Here is a 23638-nt window from a genome sequence, read left to right as displayed (position 1 = left end):
AATGTGTTACTTGGTTTCTTATTGGGAGGGACATTGCAATTCAATTGCTTTACTGACTTTACGGTTTATCTACAAGGTGTTAAATTGATCACGTTTCCGGTAATAAATTGGTAAGAATCATTATAAATAATTCCATTGAGCTATATCAGCCGGAAGCGGGGGATTTATCTGGGCACTGGAACTCAATTGGGCGAGACGTCTTGTACCTTTATATCGAAACGCTGAAGCAGAGACTGGACGCGATAAACCAACTCAGGTTAGAGCGCGCCTCTACCGCCATGAGTGCGGAATTCAAACAGGTATACAGTTTACTGCCAGTATTATTGCATTATCATCATCCGATGATGCCAGGTTACATCAATGGTAATGTTCCCTATGGCGTATGTTTTTTTGAGCATGATGAAGTACAAAAATCTTATCTTATTGATTTAGAGAATAAATTAAATTACGTCATAGAACCGCCTGTTAATGGTGAGCTTCCTATCACGGGTATTTATTCAATGGGGAGCACTTCGTCAATCGGGCAAAGCTGTTGTTCCGATCTGGATATTTGGGTATGTCATCAGTCATGGCTTGATAATGATGAGCGTCTTTTACTGCAACGTAAATGTACTCTTATTGAACAGTGGTCTGCGGCGCTTGGCATCGAAGTTAATTTTTTTCTTATTGATGAAAACCGCTTTCGCCATAATACCAGTGGTAGTCTTGGTGGTGAGGATTGTGGTTCTACTCAGCATATTTTGTTACTTGATGAATTTTATCGTACCGCTGTACGTATGGCCGGTAAGCGTTTGCTATGGGAGATGGTGCCGGTAGAAGAAGAGAGCCACTATGATGAATATGTTTTGTCGCTTTATGCACAAGGTGTTCTGACTCCAAATGAGTGGCTTGATCTCGGAGGGTTGGGTGAGTTATCCGCTGAAGAATACTTTGGTGCCAGTTTATGGCAGCTGTACAAAAGTATCGACTCTCCTTATAAAGCTGTATTGAAAAGCCTGTTATTAGAAGCATATTCTTGGGAATATCCCAATGGTAAGTTATTGGCAATGGAGATGAAGCAGCGTTTGCACGCGGGTGAAATCGTCTCCTTTGGTCTTGATGCATATAGCATGATGCTTGAGCGTGTTACCCGTTATCTGACAGAAATTAATGATACGACTCGCTTGGATCTAATACGTCGATGCTTCTATTTAAAAGTTTGTGAAAAGCTCTCTCTTGATCAAGATGATAAAGGTTGTACTGGTTGGCGGCGCCAGGTTCTAGCTCAATTGGTATATGAGTGGAAGTGGGATACAGAGCGGCTGGAAATCTTGGATAACCGTAACTCATGGAAAATCGAACAGGTTCGTGACGCTCATAATGAACTGCTTGATACCATGATGCAGAGTTATCGTAACCTTATCCGCTTCGCTCGCCGCAATAATCTGAGTGTCAGTGCCAGCCCACAGGATATTGGTGTACTGACCCGTAAACTATACGCTGCATTTGAAGCGTTGCCAGGGAAGGTGACATTAGTTAATCCACAGATTTCGCCAGACTTGTCAGAAAAAAATTTAACATTTATTTATGTTCCTCAAGGACGTGCAAATCGTAGCGGCTGGTATCTCTACAATCAGTCACCAACTATTGAAGCAATTATTGGTCATCAGCCTCTGGAATATAACCGTTATCTGAATAAACTGGTGTCGTGGACTTATTTTAATGGCTTGTTGACAGAAAAATCCTGTATTCATATTCATAATGGTGAAGCTCAGTGTGATGAGCTGAAATTGCATGAATTAATTAACGATATTTCTGTTCATTTCCCTATCCGTCTGCCAGCTCCGACGCCAAAGGCTCTCTATAGCCCGTGTGAGATTCGCCATCTGGCAATTATTGTCAATCTGGAGAAAGATCCGACTGCTGAGTTCGCCAATCAAGTCATACATTTTGATTTCCGTAAGCTTGATGTATTCAGCTTTGGTGAATCGCAACAGTGTTTGGTTGGCAGTATTGACTTACTTTACCGCAACTCATGGAATGAAGTGAGAACTTTACATTTTAATGGTGAACAATCTGTGCTGGAAGCATTGAAAACCATTTTGGGAAAAATGCATCAGGATGCTGCGCCACCAGCCGCGGTTGAAGTGTTCTGTTACAGCCAACATTTACGTGGGCTTATCCGTACCCGAATCCAGCAACTCGTATCTGAATGTATTGAGTTGCGTTTATCCAGCAATCGTCAGGACCCGGGCCGTTTTAAGGCATTGCGCATTGCAGGCCAGACCTGGGGGCTTTTCTTTGAACGTCTTAACGTATCTGTGCAGAAGTTAGAGAATGCCGTGGAATTTTATGGGGCAATTTCTAACAATAAATTGCATGGGTTGCCAGTGAAAATCAATACCAAAGAGACGCACTTACCCGCTGTGGTTGATGGTTTTGCTAGCGAAGGGATTATTCAATTTTTCTTCGAAAATACGGAAGATGATAAGGGCTTTAATATTTATATTCTGGATGAAGCCAATCGGGTAGAAATTTACTCTCATTGTGAGGGGAGTAAGGAAGAACTGGTGCGTGATGTCAGTCGGTTTTATTCTTCATCTCATGATCGGTTTACTTACGGATCAAGTTTTATTAATTTTAACTTGCCGCAGTTTTATCAAATTGTCCAAATGGGAGGCCAGGTTCAGGTTATTCCATTCAGTGGATCATCTTTCTCACATTTGAGAGTAACGGATGATGGGGAAAACAGTGCAGAGGAACCGCCAGAACTTTATCGTTCTGTATCACATTACTGATTTACCCCGCTGCGCGGGGTATAGATTAATCATTCAAAACTAAATTGTTCGCCACTTTGTTCTGTGATGGACAGCGCCAGTATAGTGAGGAAATCTCCACCGCTACGGTCGCAAATCCACTGACTATCTTTATAGTCAAAATGATAACCTCCGTTTTTTGTTGCCAGCCAGATTTGATGGAAAGGTTCCTGGCGGTTGATAATAATTTTGCTGTCGTTATCAAAGCTCAGGGTCATGACACCGCCATTGGTTTCACAGTCAATATCAGCATTGCCATCATAGTTATCCAATTGCTCTTCAATATAAAGCATCAGTTGGTCAGCTAACTGATGAAATTCACTGTCGTTCATCTTCATTTCCTATTTGCTTTTCGAGGTCTAACTGCGATTATAGAGAATATTGACGTATGAATTACAGGCATTAATGCAATGAAGAAAAAATTACGCGAGTTTCTGGTTATCATAACCTTATTTACACTTTCCGGCTGTGGACTAAAAGGCCCTCTCTATTTTCCACCAGAACAACCACCGGCAGAAAAAACGACAACTGCGGCTCAGATACATGAAGATAGCGCGCAGCAAGAACAGAAAGTGGGCAGTATCTCTCAGAAATAAGCGAGATAAGCCGGGTAGTTACCGCGGTTTACGGTGGAGCATTATATGCAGTTCTCCAAAATGCATGGTCTTGGTAATGACTTTATGGTCGTTGATGCTGTGACCCAAAATGTTTATTTCTCACCAGAACTGATCTGCCGTCTGGCAGACAGGAATACGGGTATTGGCTTCGATCAATTATTAGTTGTTGAAGCGCCTTATGATCCGGATCTGGACTTCCATTATCGCATTTTTAATTCCGATGGTAGCGAGGTAGCACAATGTGGCAATGGTGCCCGTTGTTTTGCTCGTTTTGTTCGTCTTAAGGGATTAATTAATAAGCGTGAGATTAAAGTGAGTACTCAATCAGGACGTATGGTACTGAGTATCACTAATGATGATCAGGTTTGCGTTAATATGGGGGAACCTGAATTTGAGCCCCATAATATACCATTCCGCGCGTTAAGAGCAGAAAAAACCTATATTTTAAGAGTGATAGAAAAAACGGTTCTTTGTAGTGTTGTTTCTATGGGGAATCCTCATTGTGTGATTCAGGTAGCAGATGTGGAGACTGCTGAAGTGGAAATCCTGGGGCCAGCACTGGAAAGCCACGAAAGATTTCCTGAACGGGCTAATATTGGTTTCATGCAAATTTTAAACCGAGGTCACATCCGTTTGCGGGTTTATGAACGTGGTGTTGGAGAAACGCAAGCTTGTGGTAGCGGAGCTTGTGCTGCGGTGGCAGTTGGTATTCAGCAGCAATTACTCGATAGTAATGTCCGGGTAGATTTGCCGGGAGGTTCGTTGTTTATTTGCTGGGCAGGGCCGGGAAACCCCCTCTATATGACGGGACCGGCGACACATGTTTATGATGGCACAATTCATCTGTAATCGATTCTGTTTTGAACCGCGGGGCATCGGAAGATGGAGAAAAAAGAAGAGCAGTTAAGCATCAATGGCATACCTGATGATCAGACTGTTGTGGATTATTTGTTAGAAAACCCCAATTTTTTTATCCGCAATGCACGTGCCGTTGAACAGATACGGGTTCCTCATCCGGTAAGAGAAACAGTTTCTTTGGTTGAATGGTATATGAGCCGTCAGAGGGCTCGTATTGCTTGTCTGGAAGAAGATATAACTCTGCTAATGGAACGGGCCAGAGTGAATGAACAATTGTTTGAACAGTTGTTTAAATTACTTGTTGATTTGTTTGCAGCAGAAAGTTTACAGGATATGCTTGGTCGGTTGAACTCATGGGCTAAAAATTTGGGGTTAAATGGCGCAGCTATCCGTCTTTTCAGTGATAAATGGCATATTGGAGCACCGTTTAATGCACCTGATTTAGCACTTTCTCGTAATGCTTTCGAACCAATTCGTATTCGGCGTTTTGGTAATAATAACCATTATCTTGGTATGTTGAATGGACCGGAAAGTTTATTGTTGTTGCCACAGATTCGTCATGTAGGTTCAGTTGCGGTATCTCTACTGGGGGCTAGGGGAGAGTTGGGTATGGTGATGTTTAACAGCCGGAATCATCAGCATTATCAGGAAGGCATGGGAACAGACATGCTTGATCATTTGGCTAAGTTATTGCCGGATATGCTATCCCGTTGGATTAAACGGATATGACGCAGGAAATCGATCTATTACTGGAGCCGATTGAGGCATTTCTGCGGTATCTCAGGGTAGAGCGTCGGCTAAGCCCGGTGACTATCATTAATTACCGTCGTCATCTTTCTGCACTGGCTGAGATGGTTTTAGCAATAGATGTTAGACAATGGGAAGATCTTGATCCTGCCAAAGTGAGAATGTTGGTAATACGTAGTCGCCGCGCTGGTTTGCAGTCAGCTAACCTGTCTTTACGCTTATCTTCTTTGCGCAGTTTTCTTGATTGGCAGGTGACTCAGGGCGTGATGGCCGTTAATCCTGGTAAAGCCGTCAGTACACCGGGAACTAAGCGCCATTTGCCGAAAAATATTGATGTGGATGAAGTAAACCAATTGCTAAATATCAATTTCAATGAGCCATTATCAGTGCGTGACCGGACTATGCTGGAAGTGATGTATGGTGCTGGATTGCGTTTATCGGAACTGGTTGGTCTTGATTGTCGACATTTGGATCTTGAAAGTGGAGAGGTATGGGTTTCAGGTAAAGGGAGTAAAGAGCGGAAGGTCCCTTTGGGACAGACTGCTGTTGAATGGCTTAATCGCTGGCTGGAGATGCGAGAATTGTTTAAACCGGGGGATAATGCTGTTTTTATCTCAAACAGGGGGCGGAGGATATCAACACGGAATGTACAGCAGCGATTTGCGCAGTGGGGTATACGTCAGGGGATAAACAGCCATATCCATCCGCATAAATTGCGTCACTCTTTTGCTACTCATATTCTAGAATCCAGTGGTGATTTGCGTGCGGTTCAGGAGCTGCTTGGTCATGCCAGCTTGTCTACCACTCAAGTCTATACTCATCTGGATTTCCAGCATTTGACAAAAGTGTATGATGTCGCTCATCCCAGAGCCAAACGGGGGAAATCGTGATGCATTTTTACCGGCCTCTTGCGCCTGTCTCAGCAATGACATTTGATCTGGATGATACCCTTTACGACAATCGTCCGGTGTTAGATAAGGCAGAAGAAAAGGTACTGAATTTTGTGCGGCAATACTCACCTAAGTTTAGTCACCTTGATTATCAAGATCTGTATGTTTTCCGCGAAGCGATACTGGAGCAACATCCTGATATTTATCATGACATGACTTTATTGCGTTGGCAGTCTGTGGAGCTAATGTTTTGTCATTATGGTTTTAGCCGTGAAGATGCTTGTCGTGGGGCAGATGAGATTATGGCTTATTTTGCACACTGGCGCAGTCAGATTAATGTGCCTGAAGCAACACACCAAACCCTAGCTGTCCTTGCTGAACGGATACCATTGGTAGCCATTACGAATGGTAATGCCGAACCTGCGGCTTGTGGTCTTGCTCGTTATTTTAAATTTGTGTTGAAAGCGGGCCCAGATGGGCGCTCAAAACCTTACAGTGATATGTACTGTTTAGCCGCAGATCGTCTGAGTTTACCGCTTGGGCGAATTTTGCATGTCGGTGATGATCTGAATACCGATGTGGAAGGGGCACTTCGTAGTGGTATGCAGGCTTGTTGGATGAATACAGAAAATAAAAAACTATTGCAAGTAGCTGAAAGTCGCTTGCTGCCACACATTGAGATTTCCGATTTGGCTTCTTTGACAGCATTGATATAATCAAGAAATTATTCTGTATAAAAACATAGCAGCCTTTGGTCGCTGGCTAATCAATTGATGGTAACTATGGACGTCTCCTATCTGCTCGAAAGTCTGAATGATAAACAACGGGAAGCTGTAGCGGCCCCGCGGACAAATATGTTGGTGCTAGCTGGAGCTGGGAGTGGTAAAACCCGGGTTCTGGTACACCGGATTGCCTGGTTATTATCAGTGGAGAATGCTTCACCATTTTCCATTATGGCAGTGACTTTTACCAATAAAGCTGCCGCAGAAATGCGTCACCGGATTGAAAACTTGATCGGTACCAGTCAAGGAGGAATGTGGATTGGTACATTCCATGGTTTGGCTCATCGTTTGTTACGGGCACATCATCTGGATGCTAATCTGCCACAGGATTTTCAGATTCTTGACAGCGAAGATCAGCATCGTTTGCTCAAACGTATTATCAAGGCGATGAATTTGGATGATAAACAATGGCCGGCACGTCAGGCGATGTGGTACATCAATGGTAAAAAGGATGAAGGGTTGCGGCCACAGCATATTGAAAGTTATGGCAACCCTGTTGAGATGACATGGCATAAAGTTTATCTGGCTTACCAGGAGGCTTGTGATCGTGCCGGACTGGTGGATTTTGCAGAACTTCTACTACGAGCCCATGAATTATGGCTGAATAAACCGCAGATCTTGCAACACTATCGTGGTCGATTTACTAATATTTTGGTAGATGAGTTTCAAGACACTAACAGTATTCAATATGCCTGGATTCATTTGCTGGCGGGGGAAACGGGCAACGTGATGATTGTCGGGGATGATGATCAATCTATTTATGGCTGGCGTGGGGCTCAGGTTGAGAATATTCAGCGTTTTCTGAAAGATTTTTCTGGCGCTGAAACTATCCGTTTGGAGCAGAACTACCGTTCTACCAGTAATATTCTGAAGGTTGCAAATACACTGATTGCTAATAACAGTGATCGTCTGGGTAAAAATCTGTGGACTGATGGTGTAGAGGGTGAACCCATTTCCCTTTATTCTGCATTCAATGAGTTGGATGAAGCCCGTTATGTGGTCAGCCGGATTAAAAACTGGCTTGAAAACGGGGGGGCGCTGAAAAACTGTGCCATACTTTACCGCAACAATGCTCAGTCCCGTGTACTGGAAGAAGCACTGTTACAGGCATCGATGCCATACCGTATTTATGGTGGTCAGCGGTTCTTTGAACGTCAGGAAATTAAAGATGCACTGGCTTACTTACGCTTAATTGCTAATCGCAATGATGATGCAGCGTTTGAACGTGTGGTGAATACGCCAGCGCGTGGTATTGGCGACAGAACGTTGGATATTGTGCGCCAGGCTGCCCGTGAACGGCAGAAAACGTTGTGGGATTGCTGTCAAATATTGCTTCAGGAGAAAGCGCTGGCCGGTCGTGCCGCTTCTTCCTTGCAGCGTTTTCTTGAATTGATAGAGGCGTTATCGACAGAAACTGAAGATATGCCATTGCATATTCAAACTGACAGGGTTATTCGTGATTCTGGCCTGCGGACGATGTATCAGCAGGAAAAAGGTGAAAAAGCACAGGCGCGTATTGAAAACCTTGAGGAACTTGTCACTGCAACTCGTCAATTCAGTTATCAAGACGAGGACGAAGATTTGATGCCATTGCAGGCATTTCTTTCTCATGCAGCATTGGAATCAGGAGAAGGTCAGGCAGATGACAGTCAGGATTCGGTGCAACTGATGACATTACATTCGGCTAAGGGGTTAGAATTCCCACAGGTATTTATTGTCGGAATGGAAGAAGGTATGTTCCCAAGCCAGATGTCGATTGAAGAGGGTGGACGTTTGGAAGAAGAACGTCGTCTGGCTTATGTGGGCCTGACACGCGCAATGGAAAAGTTGACAATTACTTATGCAGAAAGCCGCCGTTTGTATGGCAAAGAGGTTTATCATCGGCCATCCCGTTTTATTGGGGAACTGCCGGCAGAATGTATTGAAGAAGTTCGGTTACGTGCGACAGTATCTCGTCCCGTTAGTCATCGTCGGTTAGGTACGCCAATAAGTTCCAATGATAGTGGTTATGCTCTCGGACAACGTGTTCGTCACTCTAAATTTGGTGAAGGAACCATTGTGAATATTGAGGGGAATGGTGAACATAGCCGGTTGCAAATTGCGTTTCAGGGAGAAGGGATTAAGTGGCTGGTAGCTGCTTATGCCCGGCTTGAAACGGTCTGAAAATAATATCCAGGTTGAATGTTGACACGCTTTTTCTTCTAAGCGTAACATTCGCGCCTTACGATCACGTAGGGAGTCAAGGAGACTTATGATACATGCTGAGCGCATTTAAGTTAGAGAATAATCGCCTGCTCCGTCTTGAATTAGAAGAGGGAGAAAAGTTATCCGATTCTTTGTGGGTAGATTTGGTCGAGCCGGAAGAACGAGATAGGCTTCATGTCCAAAATGAACTAGGCCAAATTTTGGCAACCCGACCGGAATTGGATGACATTGAGGCATCCGCGCGTTTTTTTGAAGATGAAGATGGGATACACGTCCACTCATTTTTTTACTTTGAAGACGCAGAAGACCATGCTGGCAACGCAACCGTTGCATTTACTATTCGTGATGGTCGTCTCTATACATTGCGAGAGCGTGAACTCCCCGCATTCCGATTGTACCGTATGCGTGCTCGTAATCAGATATTAGTCGATGGTAATGCCTATGAAGTGCTGATGGATTTGTTTGAAACAAAAATCGAACAGTTGGCTGATGTTATCGAAAATATTTACAGCGTGCTGGAATCCTTGAGCCGAGTCATTATGGAAGGAAAGCAGGGGGATGAGTTTGATATTGCCTTGTCCAGCCTTGCTGAGCAGGAAGATATCGGTTGGAAGGTTCGTTTGTGCCTGATGGATACTCAGCGCGCGCTTAATTTTTTGGTGCGACGTGCCCGTTTACCGGCTGATCAGCTTGAACAAGCCCGTGAAATATTGCGGGATATTGAATCCTTGTTGCCACACAATGAATCCCTGTTTCAGAAAGTTAACTTCCTGATGCAGGCAGCAATGGGTTTTATCAATATCGAACAAAGCCGGATTATCAAAATCTTCTCAGTTGTCTCTGTGGTATTTCTGCCACCAACGTTGGTGGCTTCTAGTTACGGTATGAACTTTGAGTTTATGCCGGAGTTGCACTGGCCATTTGGTTATCCGGGCGCAATTGGTTTAATGATTGCGGCTGGCCTTGCGCCGTATCTTTATTTTAAGCGTAAGAATTGGCTTTAGTTTATTACCGCTTACTGACAAAGTGCTGGTTTTTGAGCCGGCATTTTGTCTTAATCAAGTTCTGTTCACCAGATAATGAAGTTTTATTATAATCTAGGCAACTATTAATACCACTTGTGTTGTATATACCCTATGGATTTCAAGATGCTGCTTTGTTGGCTGCTTTCTCTCACCCCAGTCACATAGTTATCTATGCTCCTGGGGATTCGTTCACTTGCCGCCGCGCTGCAACTCGAAATTTATTGGGTATATAACTTATTTCATTGTGTGTACTTAATCATACAAATTGCCGTCCCCAATTGAGTATATTCTTCCCCCAAACGTTCAAAGCCAAGAGCAATATAAAACCCTTCAACTTGAGGATTAGACAGTACCCGCAATGATGTTTTTCCTTTTGTATGAAGATTATTCAATACTGTTTGTACCAATTGTTTGCCAATACCTTGATACCAAGTGGTTGGTTCAACAAATAATCCGTCCAGTTCTGCATTCCCATCAGATAGCGGCAATACAACACTGAACGCTAGAATCACGCCAGCTTGTTCCGCAATATAAACATACCCTTCATCCTTCAAGTTGCTGCTTTGTTGGCTGCTTTCACTCACCCCAGTCACATAGTTATCTATGCTTCTGGGGATTCGTTCACTTGCCGTAGCGCTGCAACTCGAAATCTATTGGGTATATACCCTGCTTCAATATATTCTGTAGGGAGTTCTATCGCGTGAGGATTTGCTAATAATAACTCGCGATCATCTTCCCACATCAAAGAGGCACGTAACTGAAGTGCTTCAAGGGCAATGTATTCTGTTGTTTTGGCTAATCTGATGGTTATTTTCATTACTTTTGCTATTTCTGCGATTTACGCTGTGTATACACGGCATCCAATGTAAACAGCACTAATGCAGCCCAGATAAAGCCAAAAGTAATCAGCCGGTCGGTACCTATTTGTTCATCGTAAACCAAGGTTGCTAGCAGGAACATCAGTGTTGGGCCGACATACTGGAAGAATCCGAGCGTAGATAGGCGCAAATGAGCAGCAGCTTCTGTAAATAACAGTAATGGCACAGTAGTAATAATGCCCGCGGCAATCAGCAATAAATTAAGTGTCGCTGGGTTAGAACTTAAATCACTGGTTGGGGTGTCGGCAAAACCAAATAAATAAGTGGCTGCAACTGGCAGTAACCATAATGTTTCAATTGCCATACCTGTTTGTGCATCAACATTCATCTTCTTACGAAGCAGGGCATACAAGGCAAAAGTGACCGCTAAACTTAAACCAATGACAGGTATAGAGCCAAATTGCCATAGCTGGATTAACACGCCGGTAAAGGCCAGAGCAACAGCAGTCCATTGCATTCGACGGAAACGTTCACTCAAAAACAGCATACCAAATAAAACGTTAACCAGTGGGCTAATAAAATAACCCAGGCTGGCCTCCAACATATGACCGTGGTTTACTGCCCAGATGTAGATCAGCCAGTTACAGGCAACGACGGTAGCAGTCACGGCCAGCAACAACACTTTTTTAGGTTGATGAAAAACCTTGACTACCTGTGGCCAGTGGCGAGTTAATGTTATCAGCAGCAACATAAAGAAAAATGACCATATAACACGATGGGTCAGAATTTCATCAGCAGGTACTTGCTGAATATGTTTAAAATAAACCGGAGCAATCCCCCAGATAAAGCAGGCTCCGAAGGCGTATAGAACTCCTTTGGTCGTTTGTGGTTTGTTCATATTGTCCTGATGCAAATAATAAGGTGGAAAAAATGTAATGAGTTGTTAGCCCGTTAACGTGGAAATAATATGTCACCGGGCTGAATATTACGCAATGGATTAAATAGTTAAAATTATATGATTAGCCTACCAGATAAGCCGCCGTTACGCTGGCAATATGGGCTCTCTGCTCATTATGGAGTTCTGCTCTGGCAACAGAAACTTTATTTCCACTACGGATAATACTACTGGTAGCAGTAAATAATTTACCTCTGCCTGGGCGTAGATAATCCACCCGCAAATCGATAGTTCCCATTGTTGATAATCGCTTTTCTAATTCTTCTCGTGAAATGGGGGTTAGACGGCTTAACGTATTACCGATGCAGACTAATCCAGCACATACATCCAAGACTGAGGCAATCACACCACCATGTAAAATTTGCTGCGCGGTATTACCTACCAGTTTACTCTGATTATGGAACTGTATTTCTGCATAATCCTGCTCAAATCGAAGTAATTCAAGCCCTAATAATTGGTTAAAGGGCATATGGTGAACAAAAGCATCCCCAATCAGTTGGCGGGCTTCCTCTAGGGCTATTTCAGTTGTAGGCATTTAATTTAATCCCAAATAAGGTATGTGTTATTAACATTACTTTATACCCGTTATCTTTCAGGTTGCTGCTTTGTTGGCTGCGCTCACTTGCCGCCGCGCCGCAACTTGAAATCTATTGGGTATGGTTAATGAATTGTTAATATTATGCTTTTGTTGCTAACCTTGCCAGTTTGCCAAGAATATAGAGTAATAACCTGAAAAAAATCAAATTACTAAATAATATGATTGGATGTAACCATGATAAATTGAAACAGATAGAACCACGATGTTGGGCTTAACTGACTGAAAATAGACTGTTTCACATTTAAAAGTATGGGAGTCAACTGATTAAGTTCGGGGAAAGGGAAATAGTCAAAGATTTGTCCCAGACGGCGTTGGTATCCAACTGATTGTTCAATGACATGCTGTAATTATTCCAAGAGTGAGATAGCATAATGCCAAGGCGTTTGAATAATGTCTGTGATTTTTTAATGGTTGAGGAAAAGCGTGTCTACCGCAGAAGTCATCAATACGATATCACTGACAGAGCAGGTATTGCGGGAAACCTTTGGTTATCAGCAATTTCGGCCTGGTCAGCAACAAGTTATCAATACCATTCTTGAAGGGCGTGATTGTCTGGTTATTATGCCGACGGGGGGTGGTAAATCATTGTGTTACCAAATTCCGGCACTGATACAGGAAGGCGTCACGTTGGTTGTTTCCCCATTGATCTCTTTGATGAAAGATCAGGTGGATCAATTGCAGGCGAATGGTGTTGCTGCTGATTGTTTGAATTCAACTCAGGCTCGCGAACAGCAGATTGATGTGATCCGACGTTGTCGTCAGGGGATGGTCAAATTGCTGTATATCGCTCCTGAACGCTTGATGATGGATAACTTCCTTGAGCAACTTCTGGAATGGCAACCAGCTATACTGGCGGTGGATGAAGCACATTGTATTTCACAATGGGGCCATGATTTTCGGCCTGAATATCGGGCGTTGGGTCAGCTCAGGCAACGGTTTCCAACATTGCCTGTCATTGCGTTGACCGCGACCGCTGATGAAACCACCCGTAATGATATCGTCCGACTACTGAACCTTAATAATCCGCTTATCCATATCAGCAGCTTTGATCGCCCTAATATTCGTTATACCTTGATAGAGAAATACAAGCCATTAGATCAATTATGGCTATTTATCCGTGCTCAGAAAGGTAAAAGTGGCATCATTTACTGCAACAGTCGTAGTAAAGTTGAAGAAACGTCAGAGCGCTTACAAAAACGTGGCTTAAGTGTTGCACCATATCATGCTGGTCTAGATAACAACCAACGTGCTCGGGTACAGGATGCATTTCAACGTGATGATTTGCAGGTAGTTGTGGCAACAGTCGCGTTTGGTATGGGAATTAATAAACCCAATGTTCGGTTTGTGGTTCATTTTAATATTCCACGTAACATTGAATCCTATTATCAGGAGACAGGGCGTGCCGGACGTGATGGCCTACCTGCGGAAGCGGTGTTGTTCTATGATCCCGCTGATATGGTATGGCTTCGCCGTTGTTTGGAAGAAAAACCTGTTGGCACACAACAGGATATTGAACGGCATAAACTTAATGCAATGGGCGCTTTTGCTGAAGCACAAACTTGCCGCCGCTTGGTATTGCTGAATTATTTTGGTGAAAATAAGCAAAACCTTTGCGGCAACTGTGATATTTGCCTTGATCCACCTAAAAATTATGATGGTCTGGTGGATGCGCAAAAAGCGCTTTCTTGTGTTTACCGGGTTGGTCAGCGTTTTGGTATCGGTTATATCGTTGAAGTGCTCAGAGGCTCGAATAATCAACGTATCCGTGATATGGGGCATGACCGTTTGCCAGTTTATGGTATTGGTAAAGAGCAAAGTCAGGAGTATTGGATCAGTGTATTGCGGCAACTGATTCACTTAGGCTTTATCAGTCAAAACATCACCAATTATTCAGCATTACAATTAACAGAAGCAGCACGACCAGTATTGCGTGGTGAGGTTCTGCTGAAACTGGCTGTTCCACGAATACAGAGTCTGAAAGGACGCAGTCAGCAAAGTAAATCTTATAGTGGTAATTACGATCGCAAGCTGTTTGCTAAGCTGCGTAAATTACGAAAATCGATTGCTGACGAAAATAATATCCCTCCTTTTGTTGTATTTAACGATGTCACTTTGATTGAAATGTCAGAGCAATGCCCGGTCACTGCTGATGAAATGTTATTAATTAACGGAGTAGGGCAACGGAAACTTGAACGTTTTGGTGGTGTTTTTATGGCGTTGATCCATGAACATCTGGAGGAATTCAAATAGCTTGAGGACAATTTATGACGCCCGAAAGGTTGAAAGAAAGCTGGCTCAATCGTGAGATACAGTTCTCTGCTTTTGCTAACGGGCCTTTGTTGGATTTCTGGCAATCCAGAGAAGAACGTGAGTTTGTCGGTGTCGATAATGTGCTGATACGCTATGCCCGTTTTTGTACAACAACAAAGAATCATAGGGCGGTCGTTATCTTACCTGGCCGCAGTGAAAGTTATGTCAAATACCCGGAAGTCGCATTTGATTTTTATCACCTTGGCTACGACGTTTTTATTATTGATCATCGTGGGCAGGGGCGATCCAGCAGGATACTTGAAGATCCACAAAAAGGGCATGTAGAACAATTTAATGACTATATTGATGATATTGAAACGTTTATAGAAAAAGACATTCTCCCTCGTCATTATTCTCACTGTTATGCGCTGGCCCATTCCATGGGGGCGGCAATATTAGGGGGATTATTATTACGTCACAGCCAGGTTTTTGATGCAGCAGCGCTGTGTGCACCTATGTTTGGTATTAACTTGCCAATGCCACGTTGGTTAGCAACCTTTCTGGTAAACCGGGCAGAAAAATACCCGGACAGACGCAACAATTATGCGGTATTGACAGGGAAATGGCGTCCGTTGCCTTATTTGATAAACCCTCTAACACATAGTTATGAGCGTTATTGTCGCTACCTTCGTTATTACACAGATTACCCAGAATTACGTATAGGCGGTCCAACATACCATTGGATAAGGGAAAGTATGCGGGTTGGCGACATGCTGATAGAAAAGGCAGGAAAAATTGAGACGCCACTGATGGTTTTAAAAGCCAGTGAAGATCAGGTCATTAATAATCAAAAATTACAGGCTTTTTGTAAATCACGCCAGAAAGAAGAGGTTTTCATTAAAGAGTCGCTGCCTTTGATTATACAGGGGGCACATCATGAAATCCTGTTTGAAAAAGATAAATTACGTAGTCAGGCACTCAACGCCATTTGTGATTTTTTTGATCAAAATTGATTTAATTTAGGAACTATAACTATGTATCACATTGTTGCTTCAGATTTAGATGGCACTTTGCTGTCTCCTGATCACAAATTAACTTCTTACACCAAGGAAACACTTAATTTACTGACAAACAAAGGCATTCATTTTATTTTTGCGACTGGCCGTCATCATGTGGATGTTGCACAAATCCGTGACAGTCTTGGTATTGATGCCTATATGATCACCTCCAATGGTGCCCGGGTACACGATACCGCGGGTGAACTGGTTTTCAGTCACAATGTTGCTCCTGATATTGTGCATGATTTGTGTCTAATGGAGTTTGATAATCCCAATATTCTGACGAATTATTACTGTAATGACGACTGGTATATGAATCGTGAAAGCCCTGAGCAGGAAGTTTTTTTCCAAGAGTCAGTATTTCATTATCAGCTTTTTGAGCGTGATAATTTTGAGACTGATGGTGTGTGCAAAGTTTACTTTACTTGTGAAGATCATGATTTACTAATTACTCTGGAAGAAGCAATTAATGCGCGTTGGGGTGACAGAGTAAATGTGAGTTTCTCATTGCGTAATTGTCTGGAGGTTATGGCTGGTGGTGTTTCCAAAGGTCATGCACTTGAGCAGGTTGCTAAATCTATGGGTTATAAACTAAGTGATTGCATAGCTTTTGGTGATGGAATGAATGATCTGGAAATGCTAATGGCGGTAGGTAAGGGCTGTATTATGCGGGATGCTCACCAACGTTTGAAAGATATCCTGCCAGATATGGATGTGATTGGCTCAAATGCGGATGATGCTGTTTCCCGTTATTTATGCAAAATGTACCAAGTTTAATTGGCACTTAATGAGTAACTGTCTTTTCAAATCAAGCCGTGTGGATGGAGACATCCCGCGGTTTTTTGTTTTTACTATTACCCTGAGACAAAATCAGTGTGGTTTTAAAATATGGAAGAAGGGTAACCATATTACGAAGAAACAGGTAAAGCTTTATACCCTTCATCTTTCAAGTCGCTGCTTTCACTCACCCCAGTCACATCGTTATCTATGCTCCTGGGGATTTGTTCACTTGCCGCCGCGCTGCAACTCGAAATCTATTAGATATACCTGTTATCTTTCAAGTTGCCTCTTTGTTGGCTACATTCACTCACCCCGGTCACATAGTTATCTATGCTCCCGGGGATTCGCTCCCTTGCCGTCGCGATGCATCTTGAAATCTATTGGGTATATGATCATTAAAGGTAAAATAGAAATGATTAAAGTTTTTTTAAGCGAGTAAAAAATGCGATTTTACACTGACATTGGAAAAGAAAACTCAGGAAAAGCGGATTTTAAATTTATTAAAAAACGACGCGTTAACTAAAAAAAGAAAATATCGATTGAAAATTTCTTTTATCGGTGATTAACTCAGTTATCTTATTTACCAAAGGTTAAAAATAGATTATCGATTAATGCCCAGTTTTTAAATAGGTATAAAGTGACTAAAAAAGTCTGTTTAATTAATTTACCAATGATTCCATAATCTATTCATTTTACGTTTACCTAACCAGCCATGATCATTTAAAAGAGTAAATACAGAGATATTAAAAGTTTTATATTAAGGATGGATTTAACTAGATATATGTAAATTTTCAGAAAGATAGTTAATCACATTTAATCGAAGTCATTAACCATTAATAAAGAGTTGAAAAGAAATCAGCATGTAAAAGAATATTGTCTGAAAAGATGGGTATTTAAGCGCTATTTTATGAAGAAAACCTTAAAAAATAATGCAATAGAAAAATGGATAAAATGGTTAATTTTTCAGGGTTTAAGCTCTAAAAAAACACCTCTCATTTTTTTATTGTTTAAGCTTATCGCTGGTTTTGTCAGATGAAAAACCTGGATGGACAACATGAAATTATCACCAAAAATTCCCACTCAGTAATTTTCCTCATGAGATTGGATCGGAGTGACAGAAATATCATTAGCTCAACACTTACGTACTTATATTTGTACAAGTACAGTTATGGGGACAACATTGGGAGGTAATGACTATGAATACGATGAGCTATTCAGCGCGCGTTTCGGGCTAACTTAGCCAGGACTTTGGATAAAGTGAATGATGACCACAAACCCGTTATGATCACTCGCCAGAACGGTAAACCAACGGTCGTTATTAGTTTAGGGTATTTTATGAAAGTACAGGATTATCCAGATTTTTTCAGGAAAGCCCAATAATACCAGTCAATTACGTTGTTATAGGGTTTTTTTAATATCTGGTGGTGCCGCCAGAAGCTCTTTTTCCCAGCGAGCCAGCCGTTTGGCTGGCAATGGATGGGTAGAGGGAAACTATTTTTTAAATAAATCTTTTAATCGTTGTTTCATAGTATGCGCTCTCCGTCAAAACTGCCCTTAATGGTATTTTCCGCTGTCAGTGTTTCTCCCCAAAAATAACGAAGAGGGGCGATGACATTTTCTGATTGTTCATAGTACCAGTACAGTTCGCTACCACGAGGAAAAACTCCTTTCGTTTCGGTGAATACCACTTCCAGAGTTGCGGTATCACCATTCAAGGTCAATTTGGCTTGTTCCAGAGCTTCCTTGAATTCAGCAGCCGCTGGCGCAAGAAGTGGTAATGGCATATCAATTTCTCCTTTTCAATAAATTATCCATAACTCGCAAATAATCATGGTATTTTTCTCGGCTCTCCGTTTTACCGGATGAATGTATTAGCCCGGTAAAATGGAGAAGACAAGTGCAGCGCGTCAGTGTTGCCCTAAATAAGCCAAAATGATTGTCGTCTCATTAAGCGAGCAAATCTTTCTGGCTGGCAATCAGTTTTGCACCACATGCCGTATGCATACCTTCTAATGCAATAGGTTTTCCCTGATGCTTTAAGTCATCACTGCCTTCCACAATAGGGAAAACCCCTTTGCATTTAGGACAACTTACTAAATCACCTTTAGCAGCAACAGGCATGCCTTGATAAACCCAATCATCAATGGCGGTAATGACTTTACCACCATGATCGGTTAGGTCGTTTAAACGGATCACGGCTCTGTCTGTCATATTTATAACTCTGTCATCAATGGTAATATTTGTAGATCCCGCAAGCAGATTTCAATATCATTGGCTTTATTGATATGTTCCTGATTTTCGATGTCAAAAATATCTTTTGTCGTAATAATCAATGAACCTTTTTTGTCATTTTTATCAGAAACAGGTATTATTTCTTCTGCCATTGGGACTAAAGCTGGGTCTATTTCAATTGGTAAATAGAGCATCCAACCGGCATAAACTCTATCTGGAAAAACTTGTTTTTGTTTTAGCGAGTAGCCTCTTGTATCTACTAAAATAAATGGAGATTTACAATTAGATATTAAATTTTTAATGAATATTATAAATTTCTCAAAGTTAACGTCTTCTTTTTTAAGATTAATGTTAATTGATATGTTGGTTTTCCCTAATCGGATAGGGTTATTATGAATTTCATCTTCGCTTGTATATAAAATACTATTATTGTCTTCATCATTTCCATCTGATAAAGATTTAACAATAAGTTTAAATTTTTCATCAAAAGTTGCTTCAAAGTGTTTTAATGCGTACTCAGTAGGTCCATTTTCATCAAATGCTCGGTACAATAATCTCTCTTCCAAAGAATTCTCAGGTAAATGCCAACCACTTTGCTTATTTGATAATTTATTTACTTGTTGCACCACCGGATATAAATCATTCAATGCCACCTTGGGGGTTATGCTCTCGTTTAGATCGTGAAATAGTTCTATTCTTGGGTATATTGTTGTCATATCTTTACCTTTTTACGCAAAAAAATTAATATAATTAAACAACTATCAAATCACAGTATTAAACACTTTAATGTTATTAAATTTAGTAAATGCTCTAGAGAAGTATGTATAAGATACAGGTTGCAAAAAATGCCAATGTGATTTCGGCACACTGTTTAAGGTTATACATACTAAATTTTGTTTTTTAGCCTGATAAATCATACTGTCATGTCCAGACATATCTCCTTTTAATTTTACATCTTTATAGAAGTTTTTAGGCTCCCCATTTTTAAAAAACTGGTCATACAGAGCCTTAGCTTCAAGAAATAAGCATTGTGCAGGTTTCCAGCCATCAAAATTTGTACCCATGCATAACCAGGTTTCAATGATGTTTAATTCAGGGTTATATATCGTCCCGGCGATTTTTGTTTGGTAGGCAATGGTTATGTCTGAATACGATGTGGTCTTTTCCCAAACCATAGTAACGTTCCCAATAGCCGGACATTTTTCACATTCGGTACGGGACGAAGTCATTGTTTGTGTGTCCGCTTTTGCTTTGTCTTGTTCACCTTCTCTGTCTTTGGTGCTTTCCATCACACCAACGGCGGCTAATCCCGCGGCACAGGCAGCCAGTGTCCATTCAGCAGCCGCTAAAAGAGCAGGAGTCGCTGGCGCAAGAAGTGGTAATGGCATGTCAATTTCTCCTCTTCAATAAATTATCCATGACCTGTAAATAATCACGGTGTTTTTCTCGGCTCTCCGCTTTACCGGATAAATGTATTAGCCCGGTAAAATGGAGAAGACAAGTGCAGCGCGTCAGTGTTGTTCTAAATAGGTCAAAGCGATTGTCGTCTAAATTAAGCGAGCAAATCTTTCTGGCTGGCAATCAGTTTTGCACCACATGCCGTATGCATACCTTCTAATGCGACAGGTTTTCCCTGATGCTTTAAGTCATCACAGCCTTCCACAATAGGGAAAACTCCTTTGCATTTAGGACAGCTTACTAAATCGCCTTTAGTGGCAACAGGCACGCCTTGATACATGTAATTATCAGTGGCGGTAATGACTTGACCACCATGATTGGTCATGTCGTTTAAACGGATCACAGCTCTGTCTGTCATATTTATAACTCTGTCATCAATGGTAATATTTGTAGATCCCGCAAGCAGATTTCAATATCATTGGCTTTATTGATATGTTCCTGGTTTTCGATGTCAAAAATATCTTTTGTCGTAATAATCAATGAACCTTTTTTGTCATTTTTATCAGAAATAGGTATTATTTCTTCTGCCATTGGGACTAAAGCTGGGTCTATTTCAATTGGTAAATAGAGCATCCAACCGGCATAAACTCTATCTGGAAAAACTTGTTTTTGTTTTAGCGAGTAGCCTCTTGTATCTACTAAAATAAATGGAGAGTTTCGAACCGATATTGAATTTTTTAAAAATTCAATAATATCTTGAAAATTAAACTTATCTTTGTCTAAATTGATGCTTATAGATATATTAGTTTTACCTAATCTAACAGGATTAATATGGGTTTTATCTTCTCCCATATATAGAATACTATTGTTGTTCTCGTCGATTCCATCAGATAATGATTTCACAATAAATTTGGAGTTTTCATTATAAGTTTCTTTAAAATCCTCTATGGCGTATTTAGTAGGTCCATTTTTATCAAATGCATTATTTTTTAATCTTTCTTCTTGAGTATAACCAGGCAAACACCAACCACTTTTTCTAGTTGTTAACTTATTTATCTTGCGTGTAATTTGATATAAATCAAGTAATGCGTTTTCAGGAGTTAAAACCTCATTTGAATCATGAAATAATTTTATTCTTGAAAAGATAATTGACATTTTTAACTCTCCTTTTTGTGAGAATAATTAAAGTTCAGTGTTAAATACCGTAATGTTAGAAAATATAGAAAATGCCGTAAGAAAGTGTTCATAAGATATTGGTTCTAGGAAGTGCCAATGGGATTTTGGAATATTATTTAATGTCTCGCATACTAAATTCTGCCTTCTAGCCTGATTAATCATACTGTCATATCCAGACATTTTTCCCTTTAACTTTATATTCTTATAAAAGTCATTAGGTTCTCCATCTGTGAAAAACTGGTCATACTTAGCCTTAGCTTCAAGAAATAAGCATTGTGCAGGTTTCCAGCCATCAAAATTTGTACCCATGCATAACCAGGTTTCAATAATGTTTAATTCAGGGTTATATATCGTCCCGGCGATTTTTGTTTGGTAGGCAATGGTTATGTCTGAATACGATGTGGTCTTTTCCCAAACCATAGTAACGTTCCCAATAGCCGGACATTTTTCACATTCGGTACGGGACGAAGTCATTGTTTGTGTGTTCGCTTTTGCTTTGTCTTGTTCACCTTCTCTGTCTTTGGTGCTTTCCATCACACCAACGGCAGCTAATCCCGCGGCACAGGCAGCCAGTGTCCATTCAGCAGCCGCTAAAAGAGCGGGAGTCGCTGGCGCAAGAAGTGGTAATGGCATATCAATTTCTCCTTTTCAATAAATTATCCATAACCTGCAAATAATCATGGTATTTTTCTCGGCTCTCCGTTTTACCGGATGAATGTATTAGCCCGGTAAAATGGAGAAGACAAGTGCAGCGCGTCAGTGTTGTTCTAAATAGGCCAAAGCGATTGTCGTCTAAATTAAGCGAGCAAATCTTTCTGGCTGGCAATCAGTTTTGCGCCACAGGCTGTTTGCATACCTTCCAATGCAATAGGTTTTCCCTGATGCTTTAAGTCATCACTGCCTTCCACAATAGGGAAAACCCCTTTGCATTTAGGACAACTTACTAAATCACCTTTAGCAGCAACAGGCATGCCTTGATAAACCCAATCATCAATGGCGGTAATGACTTTACCACCATGATCGGTTAGGTCGTTTAAACGGATCACGGCTCTGTCTGTCATATTTATAACTCTGTCATCAATGGTAATATTTGTAGATCCCGCAAGCAGATTTCAATATCATTGGCTTTATTGATATGTTCCTGATTTTCGATGTCAAAAATATCTTTTGTCGTAATAATCAATGAACCTTTTTTGTCATTTTTATCAGAAACAGGTATTATTTCTTCTGCCATTGGGACTAAAGCTGGGTCTATTTCAATTGGTAAATAGAGCATCCAACCGGCATAAACTCTATCTGGAAAAACTTGTTTTTGTTTTAGAGAATATCCTCTGACATCCACCATGATTATTGGAGAGTAATGGTTGCTAACTAAAGAATCTACGAAATCAATATACTTAGAATGATTAAAATTTTCTCTTTCAAAACTAAGATCAATGCTTACATCCGTTTTTCCTAGCCTATTACCATAGTCACGACTTGAATACATAATTCTATTTTTTAACTTTACATCACCTGGAACATCAAATAATGTTTTTATGATGGATTTAAAATATTCATCATAACTTTCTTTGAATTGATTTATGGCATATTCAGTAATGCCGTTTTCATCAAAAACATTATTTTCTTTTATTTCGTCTAGATCATATCCTGGCAGATGCCATCTACTTGAACTATTAGATACCTTATTTATTTGTTGCATAATGCAGTATGTGTCATGCAATGCTAATTCTGATGTTATCTTTTCTCTTAAATCATAAAACATTTCTATTCTAGCGTGTATTATGTTCATCTTTTTAATCCTAATTTAAAAATAAATATCCATATTTAAAGTGTATTAAATGTTTTAATGTTAATAAATTTAGCAAAAGCCTTGATAAAATATCCGAAAGATACTGGTTGCATAAAATGCCAATGTGATTTAGGAATATTTTCTAATGAAGCACATACATTATTTTGCCTTTCTGCTTGCCACATCATGCTTTCAAGCCCGGTCTTATCTGTCGGTTTTTTCTTAAATTCCGCATAAAACCATTTGGGTAACCCATCTTCAAAAAACTGATCATACAGAGCCTTAGCTTCAAGAAATAAGCATTGTGCAGGTTTCCAGCCATCAAAATTTGTACCCATGCATAACCAGGTTTCAATAATGTTTAATTCAGGGTTATATATCGTCCCGGCGATTTTTGTTTGGTAGGCAATGGTTATGTCTGAATACGATGTGGTCTTTTCCCAAACCATAGTAACGTTCCCAATAGCCGGACATTTTTCACATTCGGTACGGGACGAAGTCATTGTTTGTGTGTCCGCTTTTGCTTTGTCTTGTTCACCTTCTCTGTCTTTGGTGCTTTCCATCACACCAACGGCGGCTAATCCTGCAGTACAGGCAGCCAGTGTCCATTCAGCAGCCGCTAAAAGAGCAGGAGTCGCTGGCGCAAGAAGTGGTAATGGCAT

The 23638-nt window shown here is 41.0% G+C and carries 27 protein-coding genes; 12 read left to right on the top strand and 15 right to left on the bottom strand.

Translation table 11 applies throughout. The features are described 5' to 3' along the window. Positions 1 to 200: 200 nt before the first annotated feature. Entirely contained in the window at positions 201 to 2777 is a 2577-nt protein-coding gene (locus BDD30_RS10910) for a class I adenylate cyclase (RefSeq protein ID WP_015836199.1), read from the top strand. Positions 2778 to 2806: 29 nt separating this feature from the next. On the opposite strand, the gene cyaY is transcribed toward BDD30_RS10910, so the two are convergent. After that, complete coding sequence (gene cyaY / locus BDD30_RS10905; RefSeq protein WP_041382548.1) at positions 2807 to 3127, bottom strand: iron donor protein CyaY; 321 nt, start codon at positions 3125 to 3127, stop codon at positions 2807 to 2809. 78 nt (positions 3128 to 3205) lie between these two features. Between cyaY and lptM the strand changes: the two genes are divergently transcribed. The 7 genes from lptM to corA all read left to right on the top strand — a co-directional run bounded on the left by lptM (position 3206) and on the right by corA (position 9898). Then, positions 3206 to 3391 (top strand): LPS translocon maturation chaperone LptM, encoded by a 186-nt coding sequence (gene lptM / locus BDD30_RS10900; protein ID WP_015836197.1) that lies wholly within the window; start codon positions 3206 to 3208, stop codon positions 3389 to 3391. Between the two features lie 45 nt (positions 3392 to 3436). After that, positions 3437 to 4261 (top strand): diaminopimelate epimerase, encoded by an 825-nt coding sequence (dapF, locus tag BDD30_RS10895; RefSeq protein WP_041382545.1) that lies wholly within the window; start codon positions 3437 to 3439, stop codon positions 4259 to 4261. Between the two features lie 33 nt (positions 4262 to 4294). Further along, positions 4295 to 4999, top strand: a complete 705-nt coding sequence (locus BDD30_RS10890; protein WP_015836195.1) for a DUF484 domain-containing protein — start codon at positions 4295 to 4297, stop codon at positions 4997 to 4999. After that, a complete protein-coding gene (xerC, locus tag BDD30_RS10885) occupies positions 4996 to 5907 on the top strand; it encodes a tyrosine recombinase XerC (protein ID WP_015836194.1) in 912 nt (303 codons plus the stop codon). Before BDD30_RS10890 ends, xerC begins: the two co-directional genes overlap by 4 nt. Next, on the top strand, positions 5907 to 6623 hold the full coding sequence (yigB, locus tag BDD30_RS10880; protein ID WP_015836193.1) for a 5-amino-6-(5-phospho-D-ribitylamino)uracil phosphatase YigB: 717 nt from the start codon (positions 5907 to 5909) through the stop codon (positions 6621 to 6623). The genes xerC and yigB overlap by 1 nt, the downstream gene beginning before the upstream one ends. Positions 6624 to 6689: 66 nt before the next feature. Then, complete coding sequence (uvrD, locus tag BDD30_RS10875; RefSeq protein WP_041382543.1) at positions 6690 to 8852, top strand: DNA helicase II; 2163 nt, start codon at positions 6690 to 6692, stop codon at positions 8850 to 8852. A 95-nt stretch (positions 8853 to 8947) separates the two neighbouring features. After that, positions 8948 to 9898: a magnesium/cobalt transporter CorA gene (gene corA, locus BDD30_RS10870; protein ID WP_015836191.1), complete on the top strand. Its 951-nt coding sequence runs from the start codon at positions 8948 to 8950 to the stop codon at positions 9896 to 9898. Positions 9899 to 10158: 260 nt separating this feature from the next. Here corA and BDD30_RS10865 read toward each other — a convergent pair whose 3' ends face one another. The 4 genes from BDD30_RS10865 to BDD30_RS10850 all read right to left on the bottom strand — a co-directional run bounded on the left by BDD30_RS10865 (position 10159) and on the right by BDD30_RS10850 (position 12227). Continuing rightward, entirely contained in the window at positions 10159 to 10512 is a 354-nt protein-coding gene (locus tag BDD30_RS10865; RefSeq protein ID WP_049795229.1) for a GNAT family N-acetyltransferase, read from the bottom strand. A gap of 8 nt (positions 10513 to 10520) precedes the next feature. After that, positions 10521 to 10736: a hypothetical protein gene (locus tag BDD30_RS10860; protein WP_015836189.1), complete on the bottom strand. Its 216-nt coding sequence runs from the start codon at positions 10734 to 10736 to the stop codon at positions 10521 to 10523. A gap of 8 nt (positions 10737 to 10744) precedes the next feature. After that, entirely contained in the window at positions 10745 to 11635 is an 891-nt protein-coding gene (gene rarD / locus BDD30_RS10855; protein WP_015836188.1) for an EamA family transporter RarD, read from the bottom strand. A gap of 121 nt (positions 11636 to 11756) precedes the next feature. Beyond that, positions 11757 to 12227, bottom strand: a complete 471-nt coding sequence (locus tag BDD30_RS10850; RefSeq protein ID WP_015836187.1) for a thioesterase family protein — start codon at positions 12225 to 12227, stop codon at positions 11757 to 11759. 486 nt (positions 12228 to 12713) lie between these two features. Here BDD30_RS10850 and recQ point away from each other — a divergent pair, with 486 nt between their 5' ends. The 4 genes from recQ (at position 12714) to BDD30_RS25035 (ending at position 17758) form a co-directional block, all read left to right on the top strand. After that, positions 12714 to 14540 (top strand): ATP-dependent DNA helicase RecQ, encoded by a 1827-nt coding sequence (recQ, locus tag BDD30_RS10845; RefSeq protein ID WP_015836186.1) that lies wholly within the window; start codon positions 12714 to 12716, stop codon positions 14538 to 14540. A 14-nt stretch (positions 14541 to 14554) separates the two neighbouring features. Next, positions 14555 to 15553 (top strand): lysophospholipase L2, encoded by a 999-nt coding sequence (gene pldB, locus BDD30_RS10840; RefSeq protein ID WP_015836185.1) that lies wholly within the window; start codon positions 14555 to 14557, stop codon positions 15551 to 15553. Positions 15554 to 15574: 21 nt separating this feature from the next. Then, entirely contained in the window at positions 15575 to 16375 is an 801-nt protein-coding gene (yigL, locus tag BDD30_RS10835) for a sugar/pyridoxal phosphate phosphatase YigL (RefSeq protein ID WP_015836184.1), read from the top strand. A 1215-nt stretch (positions 16376 to 17590) separates the two neighbouring features. Then, on the top strand, positions 17591 to 17758 hold the full coding sequence (locus tag BDD30_RS25035) for a type II toxin-antitoxin system Phd/YefM family antitoxin (protein WP_081461620.1): 168 nt from the start codon (positions 17591 to 17593) through the stop codon (positions 17756 to 17758). Positions 17759 to 17901: 143 nt separating this feature from the next. Here the strand turns inward: BDD30_RS25035 and BDD30_RS10825 are convergent, their stop codons facing one another. From BDD30_RS10825 to BDD30_RS10780, 10 genes are all read right to left on the bottom strand, one after another. Beyond that, positions 17902 to 18162, bottom strand: coding sequence for a hypothetical protein (locus BDD30_RS10825; protein WP_015836181.1), 261 nt, complete (start codon positions 18160 to 18162; stop codon positions 17902 to 17904). Positions 18163 to 18325: 163 nt separating this feature from the next. Beyond that, the gene (locus BDD30_RS10820) at positions 18326 to 18589 is read right to left on the bottom strand and encodes a PAAR domain-containing protein (RefSeq protein WP_015836180.1); all 264 of its coding nucleotides are present in this window, start codon (positions 18587 to 18589) and stop codon (positions 18326 to 18328) included. A gap of 2 nt (positions 18590 to 18591) precedes the next feature. Continuing rightward, positions 18592 to 19326, bottom strand: coding sequence for an immunity 52 family protein (locus BDD30_RS10815; protein ID WP_015836179.1), 735 nt, complete (start codon positions 19324 to 19326; stop codon positions 18592 to 18594). A 45-nt stretch (positions 19327 to 19371) separates the two neighbouring features. Beyond that, on the bottom strand, positions 19372 to 19998 hold the full coding sequence (locus BDD30_RS10810; protein WP_015836178.1) for a restriction endonuclease fold toxin 5 domain-containing protein: 627 nt from the start codon (positions 19996 to 19998) through the stop codon (positions 19372 to 19374). 164 nt (positions 19999 to 20162) lie between these two features. Beyond that, complete coding sequence (locus tag BDD30_RS10805; protein WP_015836177.1) at positions 20163 to 20426, bottom strand: PAAR domain-containing protein; 264 nt, start codon at positions 20424 to 20426, stop codon at positions 20163 to 20165. A gap of 2 nt (positions 20427 to 20428) precedes the next feature. Next, positions 20429 to 21163: an immunity 52 family protein gene (locus BDD30_RS10800; protein ID WP_015836176.1), complete on the bottom strand. Its 735-nt coding sequence runs from the start codon at positions 21161 to 21163 to the stop codon at positions 20429 to 20431. A gap of 27 nt (positions 21164 to 21190) precedes the next feature. Beyond that, positions 21191 to 21817 (bottom strand): restriction endonuclease fold toxin 5 domain-containing protein, encoded by a 627-nt coding sequence (locus tag BDD30_RS10795; RefSeq protein WP_015836175.1) that lies wholly within the window; start codon positions 21815 to 21817, stop codon positions 21191 to 21193. Between the two features lie 164 nt (positions 21818 to 21981). After that, on the bottom strand, positions 21982 to 22245 hold the full coding sequence (locus BDD30_RS10790; RefSeq protein ID WP_015836174.1) for a PAAR domain-containing protein: 264 nt from the start codon (positions 22243 to 22245) through the stop codon (positions 21982 to 21984). A gap of 2 nt (positions 22246 to 22247) precedes the next feature. After that, complete coding sequence (locus BDD30_RS10785) at positions 22248 to 22976, bottom strand: immunity 52 family protein (RefSeq protein ID WP_015836173.1); 729 nt, start codon at positions 22974 to 22976, stop codon at positions 22248 to 22250. Positions 22977 to 23011: 35 nt separating this feature from the next. After that, a complete protein-coding gene (locus BDD30_RS10780; protein WP_015836172.1) occupies positions 23012 to 23638 on the bottom strand; it encodes a restriction endonuclease fold toxin 5 domain-containing protein in 627 nt (208 codons plus the stop codon).

It is taken from the genome of Photorhabdus asymbiotica, from assembly GCF_003634575.1.
Lineage (GTDB): Bacteria > Pseudomonadota > Gammaproteobacteria > Enterobacterales > Enterobacteriaceae > Photorhabdus > Photorhabdus asymbiotica.
Note: the sequence above shows the minus strand (reverse complement) of the source record. Positions and strands in the feature narration are given on the sequence as shown.